The 16,867-nt window shown below is 36.8% G+C and carries 16 protein-coding genes; 15 read left to right on the top strand and 1 reads right to left on the bottom strand.

All coding sequences use genetic code 11. The features are described from left to right. Positions 1–133 precede the first annotated feature (133 nt). The 13 genes from FG382_RS18240 to ltaS all read left to right on the top strand — a co-directional run bounded on the left by FG382_RS18240 (position 134) and on the right by ltaS (position 14,282). Positions 134–697 (top strand): thioredoxin family protein, encoded by a 564-nt coding sequence (locus FG382_RS18240; RefSeq protein ID WP_142540319.1) that lies wholly within the window; start codon positions 134–136, stop codon positions 695–697. Between the two features lie 120 nt (positions 698–817). Continuing rightward, positions 818–1,732 carry a diacylglycerol kinase gene (locus tag FG382_RS18235; protein ID WP_142540318.1) on the top strand — a complete coding sequence of 305 codons (915 nt, stop codon included), beginning with the start codon at positions 818–820 and terminating at the stop codon, positions 1,730–1,732. Positions 1,733–1,955: 223 nt separating this feature from the next. Further along, a complete protein-coding gene (locus tag FG382_RS18230; RefSeq protein ID WP_142540317.1) occupies positions 1,956–3,302 on the top strand; it encodes a cytochrome ubiquinol oxidase subunit I in 1,347 nt (448 codons plus the stop codon). After that, entirely contained in the window at positions 3,299–4,324 is a 1,026-nt protein-coding gene (locus tag FG382_RS18225; protein WP_142540316.1) for a cytochrome d ubiquinol oxidase subunit II, read from the top strand. Before FG382_RS18230 ends, FG382_RS18225 begins: the two co-directional genes overlap by 4 nt. 11 nt (positions 4,325–4,335) lie before the next feature. After that, entirely contained in the window at positions 4,336–4,440 is a 105-nt protein-coding gene (gene cydS / locus FG382_RS23555) for a cytochrome bd oxidase small subunit CydS family protein (protein ID WP_373287656.1), read from the top strand. Between the two features lie 128 nt (positions 4,441–4,568). Further along, positions 4,569–5,432 (top strand): YitT family protein, encoded by an 864-nt coding sequence (locus tag FG382_RS18220; protein WP_142540315.1) that lies wholly within the window; start codon positions 4,569–4,571, stop codon positions 5,430–5,432. Positions 5,433–5,464: 32 nt separating this feature from the next. Next, positions 5,465–6,166, top strand: a complete 702-nt coding sequence (locus FG382_RS18215) for a YjjG family noncanonical pyrimidine nucleotidase (protein ID WP_142540314.1) — start codon at positions 5,465–5,467, stop codon at positions 6,164–6,166. An 81-nt stretch (positions 6,167–6,247) separates the two neighbouring features. Beyond that, positions 6,248–6,985, top strand: a complete 738-nt coding sequence (locus FG382_RS18210) for a GTP pyrophosphokinase (protein ID WP_142540313.1) — start codon at positions 6,248–6,250, stop codon at positions 6,983–6,985. Positions 6,986–7,115: 130 nt separating this feature from the next. Next, positions 7,116–8,480 carry a 23S rRNA (uracil(1939)-C(5))-methyltransferase RlmD gene (rlmD, locus tag FG382_RS18205; protein WP_142540312.1) on the top strand — a complete coding sequence of 455 codons (1,365 nt, stop codon included), beginning with the start codon at positions 7,116–7,118 and terminating at the stop codon, positions 8,478–8,480. 556 nt (positions 8,481–9,036) lie between these two features. Next, complete coding sequence (locus FG382_RS18200) at positions 9,037–10,407, top strand: MDR family MFS transporter (protein ID WP_142540311.1); 1,371 nt, start codon at positions 9,037–9,039, stop codon at positions 10,405–10,407. An 87-nt stretch (positions 10,408–10,494) separates the two neighbouring features. Beyond that, complete coding sequence (locus FG382_RS18195; RefSeq protein WP_142540310.1) at positions 10,495–11,322, top strand: exodeoxyribonuclease III; 828 nt, start codon at positions 10,495–10,497, stop codon at positions 11,320–11,322. 154 nt (positions 11,323–11,476) lie between these two features. Further along, positions 11,477–11,986, top strand: coding sequence for a YfiT family bacillithiol transferase (locus FG382_RS18190; RefSeq protein WP_142540309.1), 510 nt, complete (start codon positions 11,477–11,479; stop codon positions 11,984–11,986). Positions 11,987–12,317: 331 nt separating this feature from the next. Further along, a complete protein-coding gene (gene ltaS, locus FG382_RS18185; protein WP_142540308.1) occupies positions 12,318–14,282 on the top strand; it encodes a lipoteichoic acid synthase in 1,965 nt (654 codons plus the stop codon). Positions 14,283–14,373: 91 nt separating this feature from the next. On the opposite strand, the gene FG382_RS18180 is transcribed toward ltaS, so the two are convergent. Next, entirely contained in the window at positions 14,374–14,814 is a 441-nt protein-coding gene (locus tag FG382_RS18180; RefSeq protein WP_142540307.1) for a YtoQ family protein, read from the bottom strand. A gap of 317 nt (positions 14,815–15,131) precedes the next feature. Here FG382_RS18180 and FG382_RS18175 point away from each other — a divergent pair, with 317 nt between their 5' ends. Then, a complete protein-coding gene (locus FG382_RS18175) occupies positions 15,132–16,115 on the top strand; it encodes a tRNA dihydrouridine synthase (RefSeq protein WP_142540306.1) in 984 nt (327 codons plus the stop codon). A 171-nt stretch (positions 16,116–16,286) separates the two neighbouring features. Next, on the top strand, positions 16,287–16,844 hold the full coding sequence (locus tag FG382_RS18170; RefSeq protein WP_170206578.1) for a MarR family winged helix-turn-helix transcriptional regulator: 558 nt from the start codon (positions 16,287–16,289) through the stop codon (positions 16,842–16,844). The last annotated feature ends 23 nt before the right edge of the window (positions 16,845–16,867 follow it).

The raw sequence follows: 16,867 nt of genomic DNA, 5'->3' as shown, positions 1-16,867 counted from the left end.
TAATTTCGCTTGTGAAACCAATGACTTTAAACTATTTCTATATAACAAGCTCTAACCCTAAATCTTCTTAGCCAACTTATTTGAATAAGGTATTAGAACGAAGTATACTAAAGTAAAAAGGGGGTCATTTTGAATGCCTACTGAACAACAATACTTTGAAAATGCAAAACCACTTACACAATATATGGATGATATGACAACAAAAAAAGAAGAATCCTTTAGCATTTATGAACAATTCGAAGTGCCTGCGGATGATGAATTTATCGAATTATTAAAAGAAAAAGCACCACATGTTCTTGCTATTACAGAAGACTGGTGTGGGGATGCAATGATGAATAATGCAATAGTTCGTCGAATTGCCGAGGCGGCTAGCCTTGATGTGCGCGCTGTATACCGCGATGAAAACCTTGAGTTGATGGATCAATATTTAACCAATGGTGGACGCTCTATTCCTGTTTATTTATTGTTAAATAGTGACGGTGAAGTTATTTCTAAATGGGGGCCTCGTGCCGAAAAAGTGCAACAATTTGTTATGGAAGGTAGAGCAAAGTTTCCTGATAAGGAAGACCCGACATTTGAAGAAGTACAAAAAGCGTTCTATACTCAAATGAGTAAAGAGTTTACAGACAATAAAGATTTCCACTTAGCAGTTTATGAAGACATACGTAATAACTGGTTGCAAGCACTTCAAAAATAAGAAAACAAACTAAAGAGCGGGGCCGGCATAAGTCGGCTCTTTTAGTAATGCAATGAAACCTTTTCTTCAGAAAAGAAGTCTATATGACGGGAAGAATTGTGAAGCAGAGAGGAAAAAATTATGAAACGTGCACGAATCATTTATAATCCTACTTCAGGGAGAGAAATTTTCAAGAAAAACTTGCCCGAGGTATTAGAAGCTTTAGAAATTGCAGGTTATGAAACATCTTGCCATGCCACTACTGGAGAAGGAGACGCAACTTCCGCCGCTAAAAAAGCAGTAGAAAATAATTTTGACCTAATCATTGCGGCTGGTGGAGATGGCACACTAAATGAAGTGGTAGCGGGTGTTAGTGAATTTGAAAAACGCCCTAAAATCGGTCTCATTCCTATGGGGACGACGAATGATTTTGCAAGAGCCTTGCATATTCCAAGAGATATTCAAAAAGCGGTGGAAATCATTGTAAAGGGCGATTCGATTCCTGTAGATGTAGGACTTGTGAATAATGAACGATATTTTATAAATATTGCTGGCGGAGGTCGCATTACCGAACTAACGTATGAAGTGCCGAGTAAACTAAAAACAGTGCTTGGACAACTGGCATATTATTTAAAAGGTATAGAGATGCTTCCATCGATCAATGCGACAAAGGTTCGGATTGAATATGACGATAAAGTATTTGAAGATGAAGTGATGATGTTTTTAGTAGGACTCACGAATTCCGTTGGTGGGTTTGAAAAACTTGCTCCCAACTCCAGTGTGAATGATGGGCAATTTTCTTTATTAATTTTGAAAAAAGTTAATATGGCTGAGTTTATCCGTTTAGCATCACTTGCGATTCGTGGAGATCATTTAGAGGATCCACATGTTATTTACAAAAAGGCGAAACAAATAAAAGTAACTTCAGATGAAAAAGTACTTCTTAATTTAGATGGTGAGTATGGAGGCAACATTCCAGCCACATTCCAAAATTTATATAGACACATTGAGGTTTTTGTACCGATAGATGAAATTCGCGAACAAGACAGACCTTAAAACTAGGCCCAGCATTCTATACAGATTGCTGGGTTTTTTTACTTCTGTTTTTTTCGGATGACGATGTTAGAACTGTCTGAATTAGGGGTAAAATAGAGCGAAGGGAGTGATGTGCATGTATAAAAAACAAGAAAAGTATTTGATATGGCTCGCTTTTATTGTTGCAGGCATCATGGCGCTATCAGTTGTAGGGAGAATTTTCGGTAGCTAAGGAGGGAAACGTATGGGAAATGAAGAAGCCGTATTTTATAGTCGAGTGTTAACCGAGTTGACCTTATCTTTTCATATTATTTACGCAACTATTGGTGTTGGAGTTCCCCTCATGATCATGATTGCTCAATGGGTTGGGATTAGAAAGAACGATGAGCACTATATATTGCTCGCCAGACGCTGGGCAAGAGGTTTCGTTATAACGGTTGCGGTTGGAGTAGTGACTGGGACTGCTATAGGAATGCAGCTATCATTACTTTGGCCGAATTTTATGGAGCTAGCAGGAAATGTTATTGCGCTTCCACTTTTTTTGGAAACGTTTGCGTTCTTTTTTGAAGCAATATTCTTAGGCATTTACTTGTACACATGGGATCGCTTTGAGAATCAGAAAAAGCATTTGCTTTTACTTATTCCAGTAGCTATTGGTGCATCTGCGTCTGCTGTATTTATAACAATTGTGAATGCATTTATGAATGCTCCACAAGGCTTTGACGTACTAAATGGGGAGCTAGTGAACATCAATCCTTTACTCGCCATGTTCAATCCGGCAATGCCTACAAAAGTTGCCCATGTTGTTGTAACAGCATATATGACAGCTGCTTTTGTATTAGCTGCAATTGCCGCATTCCGATTATTGAAAGGCTCGAATCATATATACCATAAGAAAGCACTTTTTCTGACGATGAAGGTCGGACTTGTATTTTCCATTGCCGCTGCAATTATTGGCGACTTTTCCGGAAAGTATTTGGCGGAGTATCAACCAGAAAAACTTGCTGCTGCCGAATGGCATTTTGAAACGGAAGAAAATGCACCGCTTATATTGTACGGTGTATTAGATAATGGCGAAGTGAAGTATGCGATTAAAATTCCATTTGCTTTAAGTATTCTTGCCCATTTCAATCCTACTGCTGAAGTAATTGGATTGGATCAGTTTCCAGAAGATGAAATTCCACCATTATACATCCATTATTTGTTCGATATTATGGTTACGATTGGAGTGTGGATGACGTTACTTTCACTCGTCTATTGGTTAGGTGTACAAATGCGATGGAAAATGGTTCAATCGAAGCTGTTCCGATGGTTGATTGTTTTAGGAGGACCACTGTCTATTTTAGCAATTGAAGCGGGCTGGTGGCTTGCGGAAGTAGGTAGACAACCGTGGATTCTTAGAGGCTTGATGCGTGTCGAAGATGCCGCAACAACAAGCGGACATGTGGATACGATGTTAATTTTATTTTCAGGGCTCTATTTAGTACTTGGAGTTGGAAGTATTGTTGTACTAACTCGGATGTTTAGAAGAAACCCAGTGGAACAAGAATTAGAAGATCGTCATGCTACAAAGGGGGCTGACATCTCATGACGTTAGAAATTATTGGAGTTACAGTGCTTTGGACGTTTTTGTTTGGTTACTTGATTGTAGCATCTATCGATTTTGGAGCAGGCTTCTTTAATGCATATAGTTTGCTTACAGGAAGGCAACATATTTTGACGAATGTGATTCAACGTTATTTATCGCCAGTTTGGGAAGTAACGAATGTGTTTCTCGTATTTTTCTTTGTAGGGATCATTGGATTTTTTCCAAAGACAGCGTTTTATTATGGAACGACATTACTTGTACCGGCAAGTATCGCAATTATTTTACTTGCGATTCGGGGATCATATTATGCGTTTGAGACTTATGGCTCAAGAGGACATAAGGGCTATTCGTTTATGTACGGGTTAGCAGGGCTGTTTATACCAGCAGCATTGTCGATTGTACTGACGATTTCTGAAGGTGGCTTTATCGAAATGGTGGATGGTTCTCCATCACTCGATTATTATGCATTATTTACGAGTCCATTAACTTGGGCAATCGTTGTGCTTAGCCTTTCCGCCGTACTTTATATTTCGGCTGTATTTTTAACATGGTATGCAAATAGGGCTGGAGATTTAGAAGCAACAAATCTTATGCGAAAATATGCGCTCATTTGGGCATTGCCAACGATCATAACTGCAGCTGGGATTATGGTAGAGCTACGCACGCACAATCAAGCGCATTATAACAATATGATGGATATTTGGTGGGCGTTCGGATTATCGTTTTTATTGTATCTAGGAACGGTTTGGCTTTTAGTGAAAAGAAGAAGCTATGGACTTTCTTTTGGACTGTTAGTTGGTCAATTTTTCGTTGCATTTTTTGCTTACGGTTTTGCCCATCGTCCGTATTTACTGTATCCATACTTAACGATTTACGATAGTTTTACGAATGAAGCGATGGCGATCGCGCTTATCATTGCATTTATCGCGGGGCTTGCATTATTAATACCGTCACTCTATTTGTTGTTACGCTTGTTTTTATTCAATAAGGACTACGTTCGTGGTAAAAAAGACAATCACGCTTAAGGAGGAGCAGTATGACAGACTTTTTAATCTTTTACGCACCTTTTATTGTTCTGATTGCAGCAATTGTTGTAGCATTTTGGGCTGCTTTGAGAGATGGAGCAGTCAGGGAGAAATAATATTTAAACCTCGGGCAACCGGGGTTTTTTCGTGTTTATGGAAAATAAATATAAAATATAATTAAACTATTCGTCAAATTTTGTTAGAATGATTAAGCATTTAAACAAAAAAAGGGAGAAAAAGTGATATGGTTAGAATTAATAGTAAAAAAACATCTATTATGGAGTATATTCAAATTATGATTGGAGCGGCACTTGTCGGTCTTTCTTATAATATCTTCCTATTACCATCAAAGCTCGCAGCAGGTGGGGTTTCGGGAATTAGTACGATTCTTTACGAGCTTTTTCAATATAATCCTGCATACGTACAATGGCTAATCAATATTCCGTTATTGTTCTTAGCAATAATTATTGTAGGGAAGGAATTCAGTTTAAAAACCCTTGTTGGAACAATATTTGTTCCATTGGTCATTTGGTTGACTGCTGATATTAAGCTAATGGTAGATAATCCGCTTTTAGGTGCCATCTATGGTGGTATTATGCTAGGGGTAGGCCTGGGGATTGTTTACCGAGGAAATGGATCCACTGGTGGTACGGCTTTAATTGCACAGATACTAAAGAAGTTTACAGGTATTTCAAGTGGGTTCTCTCAACTGCTAGTAGACGGATTAGTTGTTATTACCTCTGCATTAGTTTTTAATTTTGAGTTGGCTCTATATGCGATGATCTCGATATATGTCTCAAGTAAAGTTATCGATTTTGTACAATTACAATCATCTACGACTAAATTAGTACTCATTATTACAGATAAAGAAGAGGAAATTCAAACGATTATCAAGGAAGAGATTAACCGTGGATTAACTAAGATCAAGACATTAGGAGGCTATTCAAACGAAGAGAAAACAATGATTTTGTGCGTAGTGGAACAATCGGAGGCAGTTTATTTTAAGAAACTCCTTTTAGAAAAAGAGCCTACTTCCTTTGTTATTTTCTTAAATGCATCTGAAATACTAGGACGAGGTTTTTCTAAAGCAAGATTTGATGAAGAGTAAATAATGAAATAAACAGAAAAGAGATGAAGAAATTGAGGTACGATGTTTTACTATTTGATTTAGATGATACATTATTTGATTTTGGCATGACCGAGAAAAATGCACTCCATAATCTTTTTATGGAATATGGTTTGCCAAATGGAGTGAAGGATTATCTTCCTAGCTATAAGGCGATTAGTAAAGTTTTATGGGATGACTTGGAACAAGGACGAACAACTTTAGCGAACATTAAAGTGGAAAGATTTAAGCAGTTATTTTTGGAACAAGCACTTGATATAGATGCTGAAGTTTTTGGTCATAAGTATATAGAGAATTTAGGAAAAGAAGTACATATGATAGAAGGCGTAGAAGAAATGCTTTCGAATCTTGCAGGCTGTAGATTTGCAGTTTTGACAAATGGGTTTACAATTGCACAGCATGCAAGAATAGGTGGATCTTCTTTAAAAGATTTGTTCGAAATAATTATTACTTCAGAGGAAGCAGGATATCAAAAGCCTCAGCCTGAAATATTTGAATATATCTTGGACAAACTAAATGTAACCGATAAATCTCGCGTATTGATGATTGGTGATTCGCTTTCCTCTGATATTCAGGGCGGTAACAACTTTGGAATCGACACTTGTTGGTTTAACCCGCATGTAAAAAACAATACGACGGCAATCCACCCAACTTATGAAATTCAAACATGGGATCGGTTAGTGGAAATACTAAAGAAGCAAGTTCAATGTAGATAAATACATATCCATTATTTTTGTGAAGTGAAAATAAATTTGGTATGATTTCTTCAGGCACATCTATTGAAGGAGCACTAACTTATGAATCCTGAACAACTAGAGCAGTTTAAGCAAATGAGAAAAAACATGACACGTCTAATGCTAGTATATAAATTTGCATTAGCCGAACTTGAAACAAAGATTGAGATACTTCAAGAAGAATTTTTAATGATTCACGAATATAATCCAATAGAACATACGAGTTCTCGCTTGAAATCACCGGAAAGTATTATGAAAAAACTAGGTCGAAAAGGTAAAGAAATATCGGTGAATAGTATTCGGGAAAATGTAAAGGATATTGCAGGTCTCCGTATTACTTGCTCATTTATCTCGGATATTTATCAAATTTATGAAATGCTGCAAAATCAAAGTGATCTCAAGATATTAAATGTAAAAGATTATATCCAAAATCCGAAGAATAATGGGTATAAAAGTTTACACTTACTATTAGAAATTCCTGTTTTTATGTCTGATTGTAAAGAACTCGTGACAGTAGAGGTGCAAATCCGTACAATAGCGATGGATTTTTGGGCAAGCTTAGAGCATAAAATCTTTTATAAATATGATCAGTTTGTGCCGGAAAAATTATTAAAAGAGCTCAAAGAAGCTGCTGACTCGGCATATGCGCTAGACCAAAAGATGGAACGTCTCCATAACGAGATTAAAATTATTAAAGATGAAAATAAAATAGAAACGATCGACGAACTTACGAAGCTAATCATCAAAAAACAAAAACTAACCATTCCAGCAACTTTTTTGGGAATGTTAGATAGCGAGTAAAAAATGCGAGCGTATAAAAACAGACGTCCTAAAGGCGTCTGTTTTTAATGGGCAGAAAAGTGTGGAAGACAAACAAAAAGCCTCACATTTTGGTATAATAAATCAATCATAACAAGAACGGAGATATAAAGTGAAGACACCAGTAACTAAAAATGATCGACTGACAGTCCATATTGAAGACTTAACACATGACGGAGCAGGAGTAGCAAAAGTCGATGGTTATCCGCTATTTATCCAAGGCGGCTTACCGAATGAAACAGCAGAAGTCCATGTGTTAAAAACATTAAAAAACTATGGCTTCGCAAAGTTAAAAAATATTATAGAGCCATCCCCATTTCGAGTAGATGCACCATGTCCAGTATTTGGTGAATGCGGTGGCTGTCAATTACAGCATTTATCATACGAAGGACAGCTTGCTTGGAAAGAAAATATGGTCCGAAATGTGATGAAGCGTATCGGAAAAATAGATGCTCCAGTACTTCCAGTAAAAGGAATGGAAAAACCATGGGAATATCGTAACAAATCCCAAATTCCATTTGCCTTGGAAGATGGACAAGTACTAGCTGGCTTTTATCAATCCAAGTCTCATCGAATTGCAGATACGAATACTTGTTTAATCCAATCAGATGAAGCAGACCGATTAATGCGTGCTGTAAAAGAACACGCATTAGAGCTAGATCTAATCCCTTATAATGAAGAAACGAAAAAAGGACAGTTACGTCATCTAGTTGTAAGAAAGGGTCGTGCAACTGGGGAAGTAATGGTAGTGCTTGTGACAAAATATGCCAAATTGTCGAAAAAAGATGCAATCATTAAGTTAATCCGAGAAGTCGAGCCAAATGTCACTTCGATTATGCAAAATGTAAACAATCGCAATACAAATGTTATTTTCGGAGATGAAACAAATACTGTTTGGGGTAAATCGATTATCGAAGATTTAATAGGAGACGTACGCTTTGAAATTTCTGCCCGATCGTTCTATCAAGTGAACCCAGTACAAACAGAAGTACTATATAAACAAGCACTAAATTATGCACAGCTATCTGGAAATGAAACAGTAATTGACGCATATTGCGGAATAGGAACCATTTCATTATTCCTAGCACAACAAGCAAAACAAGTACTAGGTGTAGAAATCGTGCCCCAAGCAATTGAAGATGCGAAACGTAATGCAGAGTTAAATGGATTTACAAACACTTACTTCGAAGCAGGCCCTGCAGAAGAAGTTATTCCTAAGTGGTACAAAGAAGGTAAAAAAGCAGACGTACTAGTAGTCGACCCACCTAGAAAAGGCTGTGACGAGGCTTTACTTACGACAATCATTGAACAGCGTCCAAAAAGAGTTGTTTATGTGTCTTGTAATCCTGCGACACTTGCTCGTGATTTACGTATTTTAGAAGATGGCGGGTATAAAACGATGGAAGTGCAGCCGGTGGATATGTTTCCGCAGACGACGCACTGTGAAGCTGTCGCGTGGCTTACTCTAGCTTTTTAGAAGATGATATCGTAAGTGGCATCCAAAAGTTGTTCGATCTCGCCATTATCGAAAAAACATTAATGGGATACACACTTAATCAATCATTCACTTTTAGTCATAATTAGTATCAGTGGATACGTTATAGCATCTCACAAGAGGTGCTATTTTTTATGTTCAATTTTAGAGGTGAGAATCATGAAGCTACCACTTTTGACCTTCGTTTTAGTAACGTATAGAGTAAATGTCCCATCTTTTTCTTCGAAGACGAGCTCATCACTTTCAATGACACTTCTTAAACGATGCCTCCATAATTCGCAAGGACTTTGATTTTCATCAACTATGCTCTGATAAGTCTTCTCGGTTTGTTTCTCAAGCAGGGGCGTGATGACATCGCAAGGGGACAAAGGGAGATTGAGATGTTTGGTTTTCCATTTACATTGTATACAATTGTCATGTATCATCTGAATAGCTACTTACTAAAATCGGAGACAATCGTTTTTGACCCGAAGGCCCGATCGTTGGTACGAACTAGACAATAGGAGAGTTATTAAGTTATGAAAGAAGGAAAAAAAAGTTGAACAAAGATACAAAAAAGAAATCGGTTGTGATTGCTTTATTGATTGCAACTTTTTTAACGGCCATTGAAGGAACAATCGTCAGTACTGCGATGCCGAGGATTGTTGAAGATTTAGGTGGAAGCCATTTATATACATGGGTCATATCCGTCTATTTATTGGCATTGGTTATCGCTACACCAGTGTTCGGAAAGCTTGCCGATCTTTATGGAAGAAAGATAATGTTTACAATTGGAACAATTATTTTCTTAATCGGCTCAGTACTGTCCGGGCTTTCATTAACAATGGAGCAGCTTATCGTATATCGTGTTATTCAAGGGATTGGTGCGGGAGCACTGGCAACCATTCCTTTTACAATAATTGGTGATGTATTTGAATTTAAAATGCGGGCAAAAATGCAAGGCTGGATCAGTAGTGTGTGGGGAATTGCGGGGATTGTCGGTCCGCTTGCAGGAGGAGTAATTGTCGATAAGATCACATGGCATTGGATTTTCTTTTTAAATCTTCCATTTGGGATAATATCTTTAGTTCTCTTATGGACTGCATTACATGAAAATATCGAAAAGAAAAAGCAGATCATCGATTACGCAGGTATTTTGACATTTGCGGTCACAATGACGGCATTTTTATATGCATTGACATTGTTGAAAGAGCATAAGCAAGTCACAAACAGCATCGTGATTTTATTTATAGTGGCCGTCGTTGGGCTTTGTTTATTTTTCTTGATTGAAGCAAAGGGAAAAGAACCGATGTTGCCATTAGCTCTATTTAAAAATGGCTTTATTACGATTTCAAATATCGCTGGATTTTTATTGGGATTCATCCTCGTCGCTATAACTTTTTATATACCGCTATGGGTTCAAGGGGTTACAGGTTTGAATGCAACATTCTCAGGAGTTGCGATGTTGCCAATGTCTGTCACATGGCCGATTGGTGCGATATTATCAGGCAGATTGATGAGTAAGAGATCCATCGGTAGCATTACGTTAGTTGGTGTCGGCATCATTATTCTGGCTTGTAGTGGCTTTGTATTCTTTAACACGGATACCCCAGTTCCGTGGATGATGATGGTTACTGGAGTGATTGGTTTCGGTTTCGGTTTAACCTTTACTGCTTATACAGTTGCAGTCCAATCAGCCGTGGACTGGAATATGCGAGGTGCAGCGATGGGGTCTAATAATCTCATGAGGAATCTAGGACAGGTTATTGGGATTGCGGTATCGGGACTATTATTAAGTGATGAATTACATGGTAATGCTTTAGAAACAAGTCTGCATTCAGTTTTTATCCTTCTAGTTGTCCTAGCAGTATGTTCCTTTGTAGTAACAGGATTCCTACTAAGAGAAAAAGAGTCTTCCTTAGTAGAATAAAAAATAGCTCTGTTCTTTTGTTCCCTGTTTATTAGATGTGTAGAGACTATTTTTAAAATTGACAAAACAAGGACAGGAGGAAGCACATTGAAATTAATTTCATGGAATATTGATTCACTAAATGCAGCATTAACGGGCGATTCAGTACGTGCTTTATTATCTCAAGCAGTCTTATATACGATTATGGAAAACAATCCAGAGATTATTGCTATACAAGAAACAAAATTATCGAGTAACGGTCCTACAAAAAAACATTTAGAAATTCTTGGGGAGAAGTTTCCCGATTACGAAATTGTTTGGAACAGTTCAGTAGAACCAGCACGCAAGGGTTATGCGGGTACGATGTTTTTGTATAAAAATTACCTAACACCGACCGTGACCTTCCCAAGGATTGGCGCACCAAGCACAATGGATGAGGAAGGTCGCATTATCACATTAGAATTTGATCATTTCTACTTAACACAAGTTTATACACCGAATGCAGGCGATGGTTTGAAGCGTTTAGAAGATCGTCAAAATTGGGATATGAAATATGCGGAGTATCTAGCAGGTTTAGATAAAGAGAAGCAGGTTATTGCAACAGGCGATTTTAATGTAGCACATAAGGAAATAGACTTGGCTCACCCCGATAATAACCGTAGTTCAGCTGGATTTACGAATGAAGAACGGGAAGGTTTTACCAATCTTTTGGGAAAAGGATTTACAGATACTTTTCGTTATATTCATGGTGATGTACCAGGTATTTATTCTTGGTGGGCTCAGCGTGCTAAAACAAGTAAAATTAATAATTCTGGCTGGAGAATTGATTACTGGCTAGTGAGTGATCGCCTGGCAGATAAAGTACTTAAATCTGAAATGATTGATTCAGGTCTAAGACAAGATCACACGCCTATATTGCTTGAAATAGATTTGTAGTTTATACGGTACGGGGACGGGCCCCTTACTTCAATAGAAACAATTGACCCGTCCTCTTGTTAAAATTCAGGTTGAAGTTTACAACAACTGAACCTATTGATATATTAATTGATAATACCAAGAATTAAAAAAATAGGGAAAAGAGGTTTGAAAAATGGATGTAAAATACCCAATTGGCAAATTGCAAGTTCCTGAAAAAGTAAAGCGTGAAGATATTCAAGAATGGTTAAAGGAAATCGAAACTTACACAATTAGATTAAGAGAAACGGTCGACACATTAAGTGATGGGGATTTAAGCAAAACTTATCGTGACGGTGCATGGACAGTTCGTCAGCTTGTTCATCATATTGCAGATTCTCAGCTGAACATGTATCAGCGTTTGAAGCTGGCTTTAACTGATGAGAATCCAACTGTGCCCGCGTTTGATGAAGAGAAGTGGGCTATTTTATCGGATACGCAGCTTCCTGTAGAAAGCTCTATTAAAATGTTAGAAGGTATAAATAAGCGTGTTGTGGCTTTAGGACATAGTTTAACGGAAGAGCAATTAGATCGATTTTTTACTCACCAGACAAATGGTAAAATAACAGTCGCAACAAAGGTTGCAAAATTAGCTTGGCACGAAGAGCATCACTTGGCCCATATAAAAATTGCATTATCAAAATGAGATAATATGCATAGAGTGATTTCTGGAAGCAGTGGCGTGTTTTTAGGCTTTATATAAATATTTGACTAAACATAGAAAGCAGACGGTTTAGAAGTGCGAAAATGCACCTCTATTTGGCCGTCTGCTTTTGCTGTTATTTTAGGGATGAAAGCTACCTAAGAGCGTAATAGTAATAATCCTATATTATAAGCTCAGTAGATGTAATTACTTGACAGAAGGCCGAACTAGAGGTAGGATAGAAAAGCTTAAAAAAATATAGAAAAGGCTATATTTTACCAAATTAATATTTTAATGTAAATTATAAATGTTAAAATAATAGGAAGGTGAAAAAATGAATAGTTTAAATACTAAAAAAGCATCCTTTTTAAATAAGTTTTTTGGTTTTTATTTATTTGCCGTTTTCATGCTATGGATTAAAACATATATTACACAAGTAACACAGTTTAACTTAGGGGTAGAAGGATTCCTACAACAATTCCTTTTACTTTTAAATCCTTTGGGTTCAGCTATGCTGTTTCTTGGATTTTCGTTCATTTTCAAAGGCCGAGGGAAATATACATCACTTCTTGTGATTTATTCTCTTATGTCTGTACTTTTATATGCAAATGCAGTTTATTATCGATTTTTTAGTGATTTTATTACATTGCCAACGATTACTCAAACGCAAAACTTTGGTGACTTAGGTGGCAGTGTTATTTCTTTATTAAAACCTTATGATATCTTGTTCTTTGTTGATGTATTTTTGTTGATTTTCCTATGCTTATCTAAAAAAGTACAAAAAGATTATAGTAGAATTAAACAAAAAACAGCAATACCAGTGATTACTTTTGCTTTAGCAATATCTGTTTTAAATTTAGGACTAGCTAACTCTGATCGTCCACAGCTATTAACTCGTGGCTTTGATAGAAACTACATTGTTAAGTATTTAGGAATGTATAACTATACGATATATGATGCTACTGAAACTGTTAAGGCGTCTTCAAAAAGAGCTTTAGCTGATAGCGATGATATAACAGAAGTTATTAACTTTACAAAATCTAACTATGCCGAACCTAACCCAGAATATTTTGGCGTAGCGAAAGATATGAATGTTATCTATATCCATTTGGAGTCATTCCAAAGCTTTTTGATGGACTATAAGTTAAACGGCGAAGAGGTAACACCATACTTAAATTCATTAGTTAAAGATCCTAATACGTTATACTTTGACAACTTCTTCCATCAGACAGCTCAAGGTAAAACTTCAGATGCAGAATTTATGCTTGAAAACTCTTTATTTGGTTTACCGCAAGGATCTGCCTATATTACAAAAGGTCAGAATACGTATCAAGCAGCTCCTGCGATATTAAAAGAAAATGGCTATACATCTGCTGTATTCCACGGGAACAGCGGTAGTTTCTGGAACCGTAATGAGATCTATAAATCATTCGGGTATGACCATTTCTTTGATGCTAATTATTATGATACTAGCTCTGAAAAAGATATGGCTGAATATGGGTTATTGGATAAGCCATTCTTTGAACAATCATTAGATCTTATGAAGACTTTACCACAACCTTTCTATTCGAAATTTATTACGGTTGCTAACCATTATCCATATAAAATGGATCAAGACTTAACAACCATTGGGAAAGCTGATACTGGTGATGCAAGTGTAGATAATTATTTCCAAACTGCTCGTTATGCGGATGAAGCAATTGAACAGTTTATGGAGGAATTAAAACAATCAGGCTTATATGATAACAGTATGCTTGTTTTTTATGGTGACCATTATGGTATTTCAGAAAATCATAATAAAGCCATGGAAAAAATCATCGGAAAAGAAATTACACCTTATGAAAGTGCTAAATTGCAACGTGTACCATTAATTATTCACGTTCCAGGAATGCAAGGTGGAGTCAATCATACCTATGGAGGACAAATAGACCTTCTTCCAACTTTATTACACTTACTTGGTGTAAATTCACAAAACTATATTCAATTTGGTACCGATATATTATCAAAAGAGCATAATGAATTAGTGACGTTTAGAAATGATGATTATGTCAGTCCTACTATCTATTCGATTGATGGGAAAATTTACGATGCTACAAATGGTTTGCCAATAACGGATGAAACTCAATTAGAAAAAGCGAATGAGTACAAACAAGAAGTAGATAATAAATTACTAATTTCTGATACAGTAGTGAATGGTGACTTATTGAGATTCTATACACCGACAGGATTTACTAAAGTCGATCCTTCTCAGTACAACTACAATAAGGATCTTACAGAAAAAACGGGTCACGAAGAATAGTAGATTCATTAAAAAGAGGAGTAAGCTAACAAAAGTATGTTTTTGTTAGCTTACTCCTTATTGATTTTCGTTTTTTTAAATATGTTTTAATTCATTCAAAAATATAACTGATAGCATCAATCGCTTGGTCAATGGTTTCTACGGTTACATTTGCTTTGTTTGAAAGCTCTTTTAATGGGTGAATTAATGATTCTGGTCTAATGATAAGCGTAGGCTTGTTCATCGCAATGGCTGTGCTAGCGTCCATTGCTGTATTCCATTGTTTATATTTTTCTCCGAATAGGGCTATGACGATATCTGCTTTCTGCATTAAGACTTGAGTTCTAAAATTATTAATATCTGACGCGGCATCATCTTTATATAGGTTAGATGGCTGTTTTCCTAGTATCTCTTCGCCGATATTGTCTGAACGATCATGGTTTGTTTGTGGTGCTACAAAACGAAGGGGAAGATTTTTAGACTTAGCTTTTTGTGCAAATTCATCTCTCCAATCATCGTGAATTTGACCTGCTAAATAAACAATAAGTTCCATTATGATTCCTCCAATACTATTTGACCCTCTTTATATATTACCTAATTAAATGAGGTTTTCAAAGTAATCACCAATAAACCATAGGGACAACAGCTTATCATGAGTTGGAGCTGGTATAATAAAAAAGTCTTTATCATTTGCATTTTGGGTTATAAAAATACCATTCAGGATCGATATACGTTAAAATAAATATTGTCGATTTTCGTACGTAGTTTTGCACAAGTTAAATATTGTGTTTGATAATAAGTTATGTGGCTTAATAGGCTATGACCTAGCGTTTAAAGTAATATCCATATTGAGAGGATTTGAGTTTTAAGATGAAAGAGAATTTTTGGCGTGATTTACCACGACCATTTTTTGTGCTTGCGCCAATGGAAGATGTGACGGATGTTGTTTTCCGTCATGTAGTGAGTAAAGCAGGTAGACCGGATGTATTTTTTACGGAGTTTACAAACTCGGATAGCTATTGTCATCCAGAGGGTATGAAAAGTGTGCGGGGCCGTTTGATTTTTACAGAAGATGAGCAACCGATGGTGGCACATATTTGGGGGGATAATCCCGAATATTTCCGCGAGATGAGTATTGGCATGGCAGAGCTAGGGTTTAAAGGGATCGATATTAATATGGGCTGCCCTGTACCTAATGTTGCGACGAGAGGGAAAGGAAGCGGTCTTATTTTGCGTCCGGAAGTAGCGGCAGAGCTTATTCAAGCAGCCAAAGCGGGAGGACTTCCTGTCAGCGTAAAGACAAGGCTTGGTTACACGAATGTAGACGAGTGGAAAGAGTGGTTAGCGCATATATTAAAACAGGATATTGCGAACCTTTCTATTCATTTACGTACAAGAAAAGAAATGAGCCAAGTAGATGCGCATTGGGAGCTAATTCCGGATATTAAAAAATTACGTGATGAAATAGCTCCAAATACGCTGCTAACGATTAACGGAGACATTCCTGACCGTAAAACTGGACTCGAGCTTGTTGAAAAATATGGCGTTGATGGGGTGATGATCGGTCGAGGTATTTTTAAAAATCCTTTTGCTTTTGAAAAGGAGCCAAAAGAGCATAGCACTACGGAATACCTTGATCTTCTAAGATTGCAATTGGATCTTCAAGATCAATATTCAGCAGAATTACCACGTTCTATCACAGCATTGCATCGATTTTTCAAAATCTATGTCAAAGGATTCCGTGGAGCGGGTGAATTAAGAAATCAATTGATGAGCACGAAGTCAACAGATGAAGTTCGTGCACTTTTAGATAGCTTTGAAAAGAATGTTGATGGTGCAGGAACAGAGAATTGATGTAACTCTGAGCTAACCACTATTTTGCTCGTAAAGAAAGTATGCATAATAAAAAAAGTAGCGCAAACCAAAGAAATGGTTTGCGCTACTTTTTTTTTAGCTAAGAGAGATTGAAAGTGAACGTATATAAGAATTGCTTCTCTATTGACAAAGAAAACATATTTACATAAAATGAATCGTGTACGATGTATCGTGTTCGGTTTAATTGCGAAAGGAGATTTACTATTGAATAGAGCTGAGTTTATAGGAGAATCCATTGACTTTCTCCATGATTATACGATGAAAAGCCTACAGAAAACTGCTGAGGAGCATGGAGTAACGATTCCACAAATAAGGGTAATCGGAGATGTATATGCTCACAGAACAGTTAGCATAAAGCAACTGTCTCAAAATTTGAAAATGACGCAAAGTACGGTTTCCGATATTGTGGATAGGCTAATAGCTAAAAAACTGTTAGTGAAAATGCCAAATCAGAAAGATAAACGTCTAGTAGATATTTCGTTATCTCCTAGATTAGCTGAAGATATTGATGAAAGTATCGCGGAATTGACAAATCAGTCATTGATCGGGGTTATGGAACTTTTAAATCCTAGCGAACAGGAAGCGGTGGAGAAAGGAATGAAATTGTTAGTTTCAGCAGTTAAAGAAAAAATGATTGCTGAAGGAATGGATAACTATGATTTCATCGACATCTTATACTTCTCTGAAAAGGATAAACGTGGGAAATAACATTTATAAGTGAGGGATATAAG

This window comes from Psychrobacillus lasiicapitis, from assembly GCF_006861795.1.
In the GTDB taxonomy this organism is placed as follows: Bacteria; Bacillota; Bacilli; order Bacillales_A; family Planococcaceae; genus Psychrobacillus; species Psychrobacillus lasiicapitis.
This window is presented reverse-complemented; position numbering and strand designations above follow the sequence as displayed.

Bases quoted from the DNA above. Each gene is read 5' to 3' on its own strand.
- FG382_RS18220 (WP_142540315.1), top strand. From the start codon at position 4,569: ATGGTTAGAATTAATAGTAAAAAAACATCTATTATGGAGTATATTCAA.
- FG382_RS18190 (WP_142540309.1), top strand. From the start codon at position 11,477: ATGGATGTAAAATACCCAATTGGCAAATTGCAAGTTCCTGAAAAAGTA.
- FG382_RS18210 (WP_142540313.1), top strand. From the start codon at position 6,248: ATGAATCCTGAACAACTAGAGCAGTTTAAGCAAATGAGAAAAAACATG.
- FG382_RS18235 (WP_142540318.1), top strand. From the start codon at position 818: ATGAAACGTGCACGAATCATTTATAATCCTACTTCAGGGAGAGAAATT.
- FG382_RS18175 (WP_142540306.1), top strand. From the start codon at position 15,132: ATGAAAGAGAATTTTTGGCGTGATTTACCACGACCATTTTTTGTGCTT.
- FG382_RS18230 (WP_142540317.1), top strand. From the start codon at position 1,956: ATGGGAAATGAAGAAGCCGTATTTTATAGTCGAGTGTTAACCGAGTTG.
- FG382_RS18170 (WP_170206578.1), top strand. From the start codon at position 16,287: ATGAATCGTGTACGATGTATCGTGTTCGGTTTAATTGCGAAAGGAGAT.
- FG382_RS18225 (WP_142540316.1), top strand. From the start codon at position 3,299: ATGACGTTAGAAATTATTGGAGTTACAGTGCTTTGGACGTTTTTGTTT.
- cydS (WP_373287656.1), top strand. From the start codon at position 4,336: ATGACAGACTTTTTAATCTTTTACGCACCTTTTATTGTTCTGATTGCA.
- FG382_RS18180 (WP_142540307.1), bottom strand. From the start codon at position 14,814: ATGGAACTTATTGTTTATTTAGCAGGTCAAATTCACGATGATTGGAGA.
- ltaS (WP_142540308.1), top strand. From the start codon at position 12,318: ATGAATAGTTTAAATACTAAAAAAGCATCCTTTTTAAATAAGTTTTTT.
- FG382_RS18240 (WP_142540319.1), top strand. From the start codon at position 134: ATGCCTACTGAACAACAATACTTTGAAAATGCAAAACCACTTACACAA.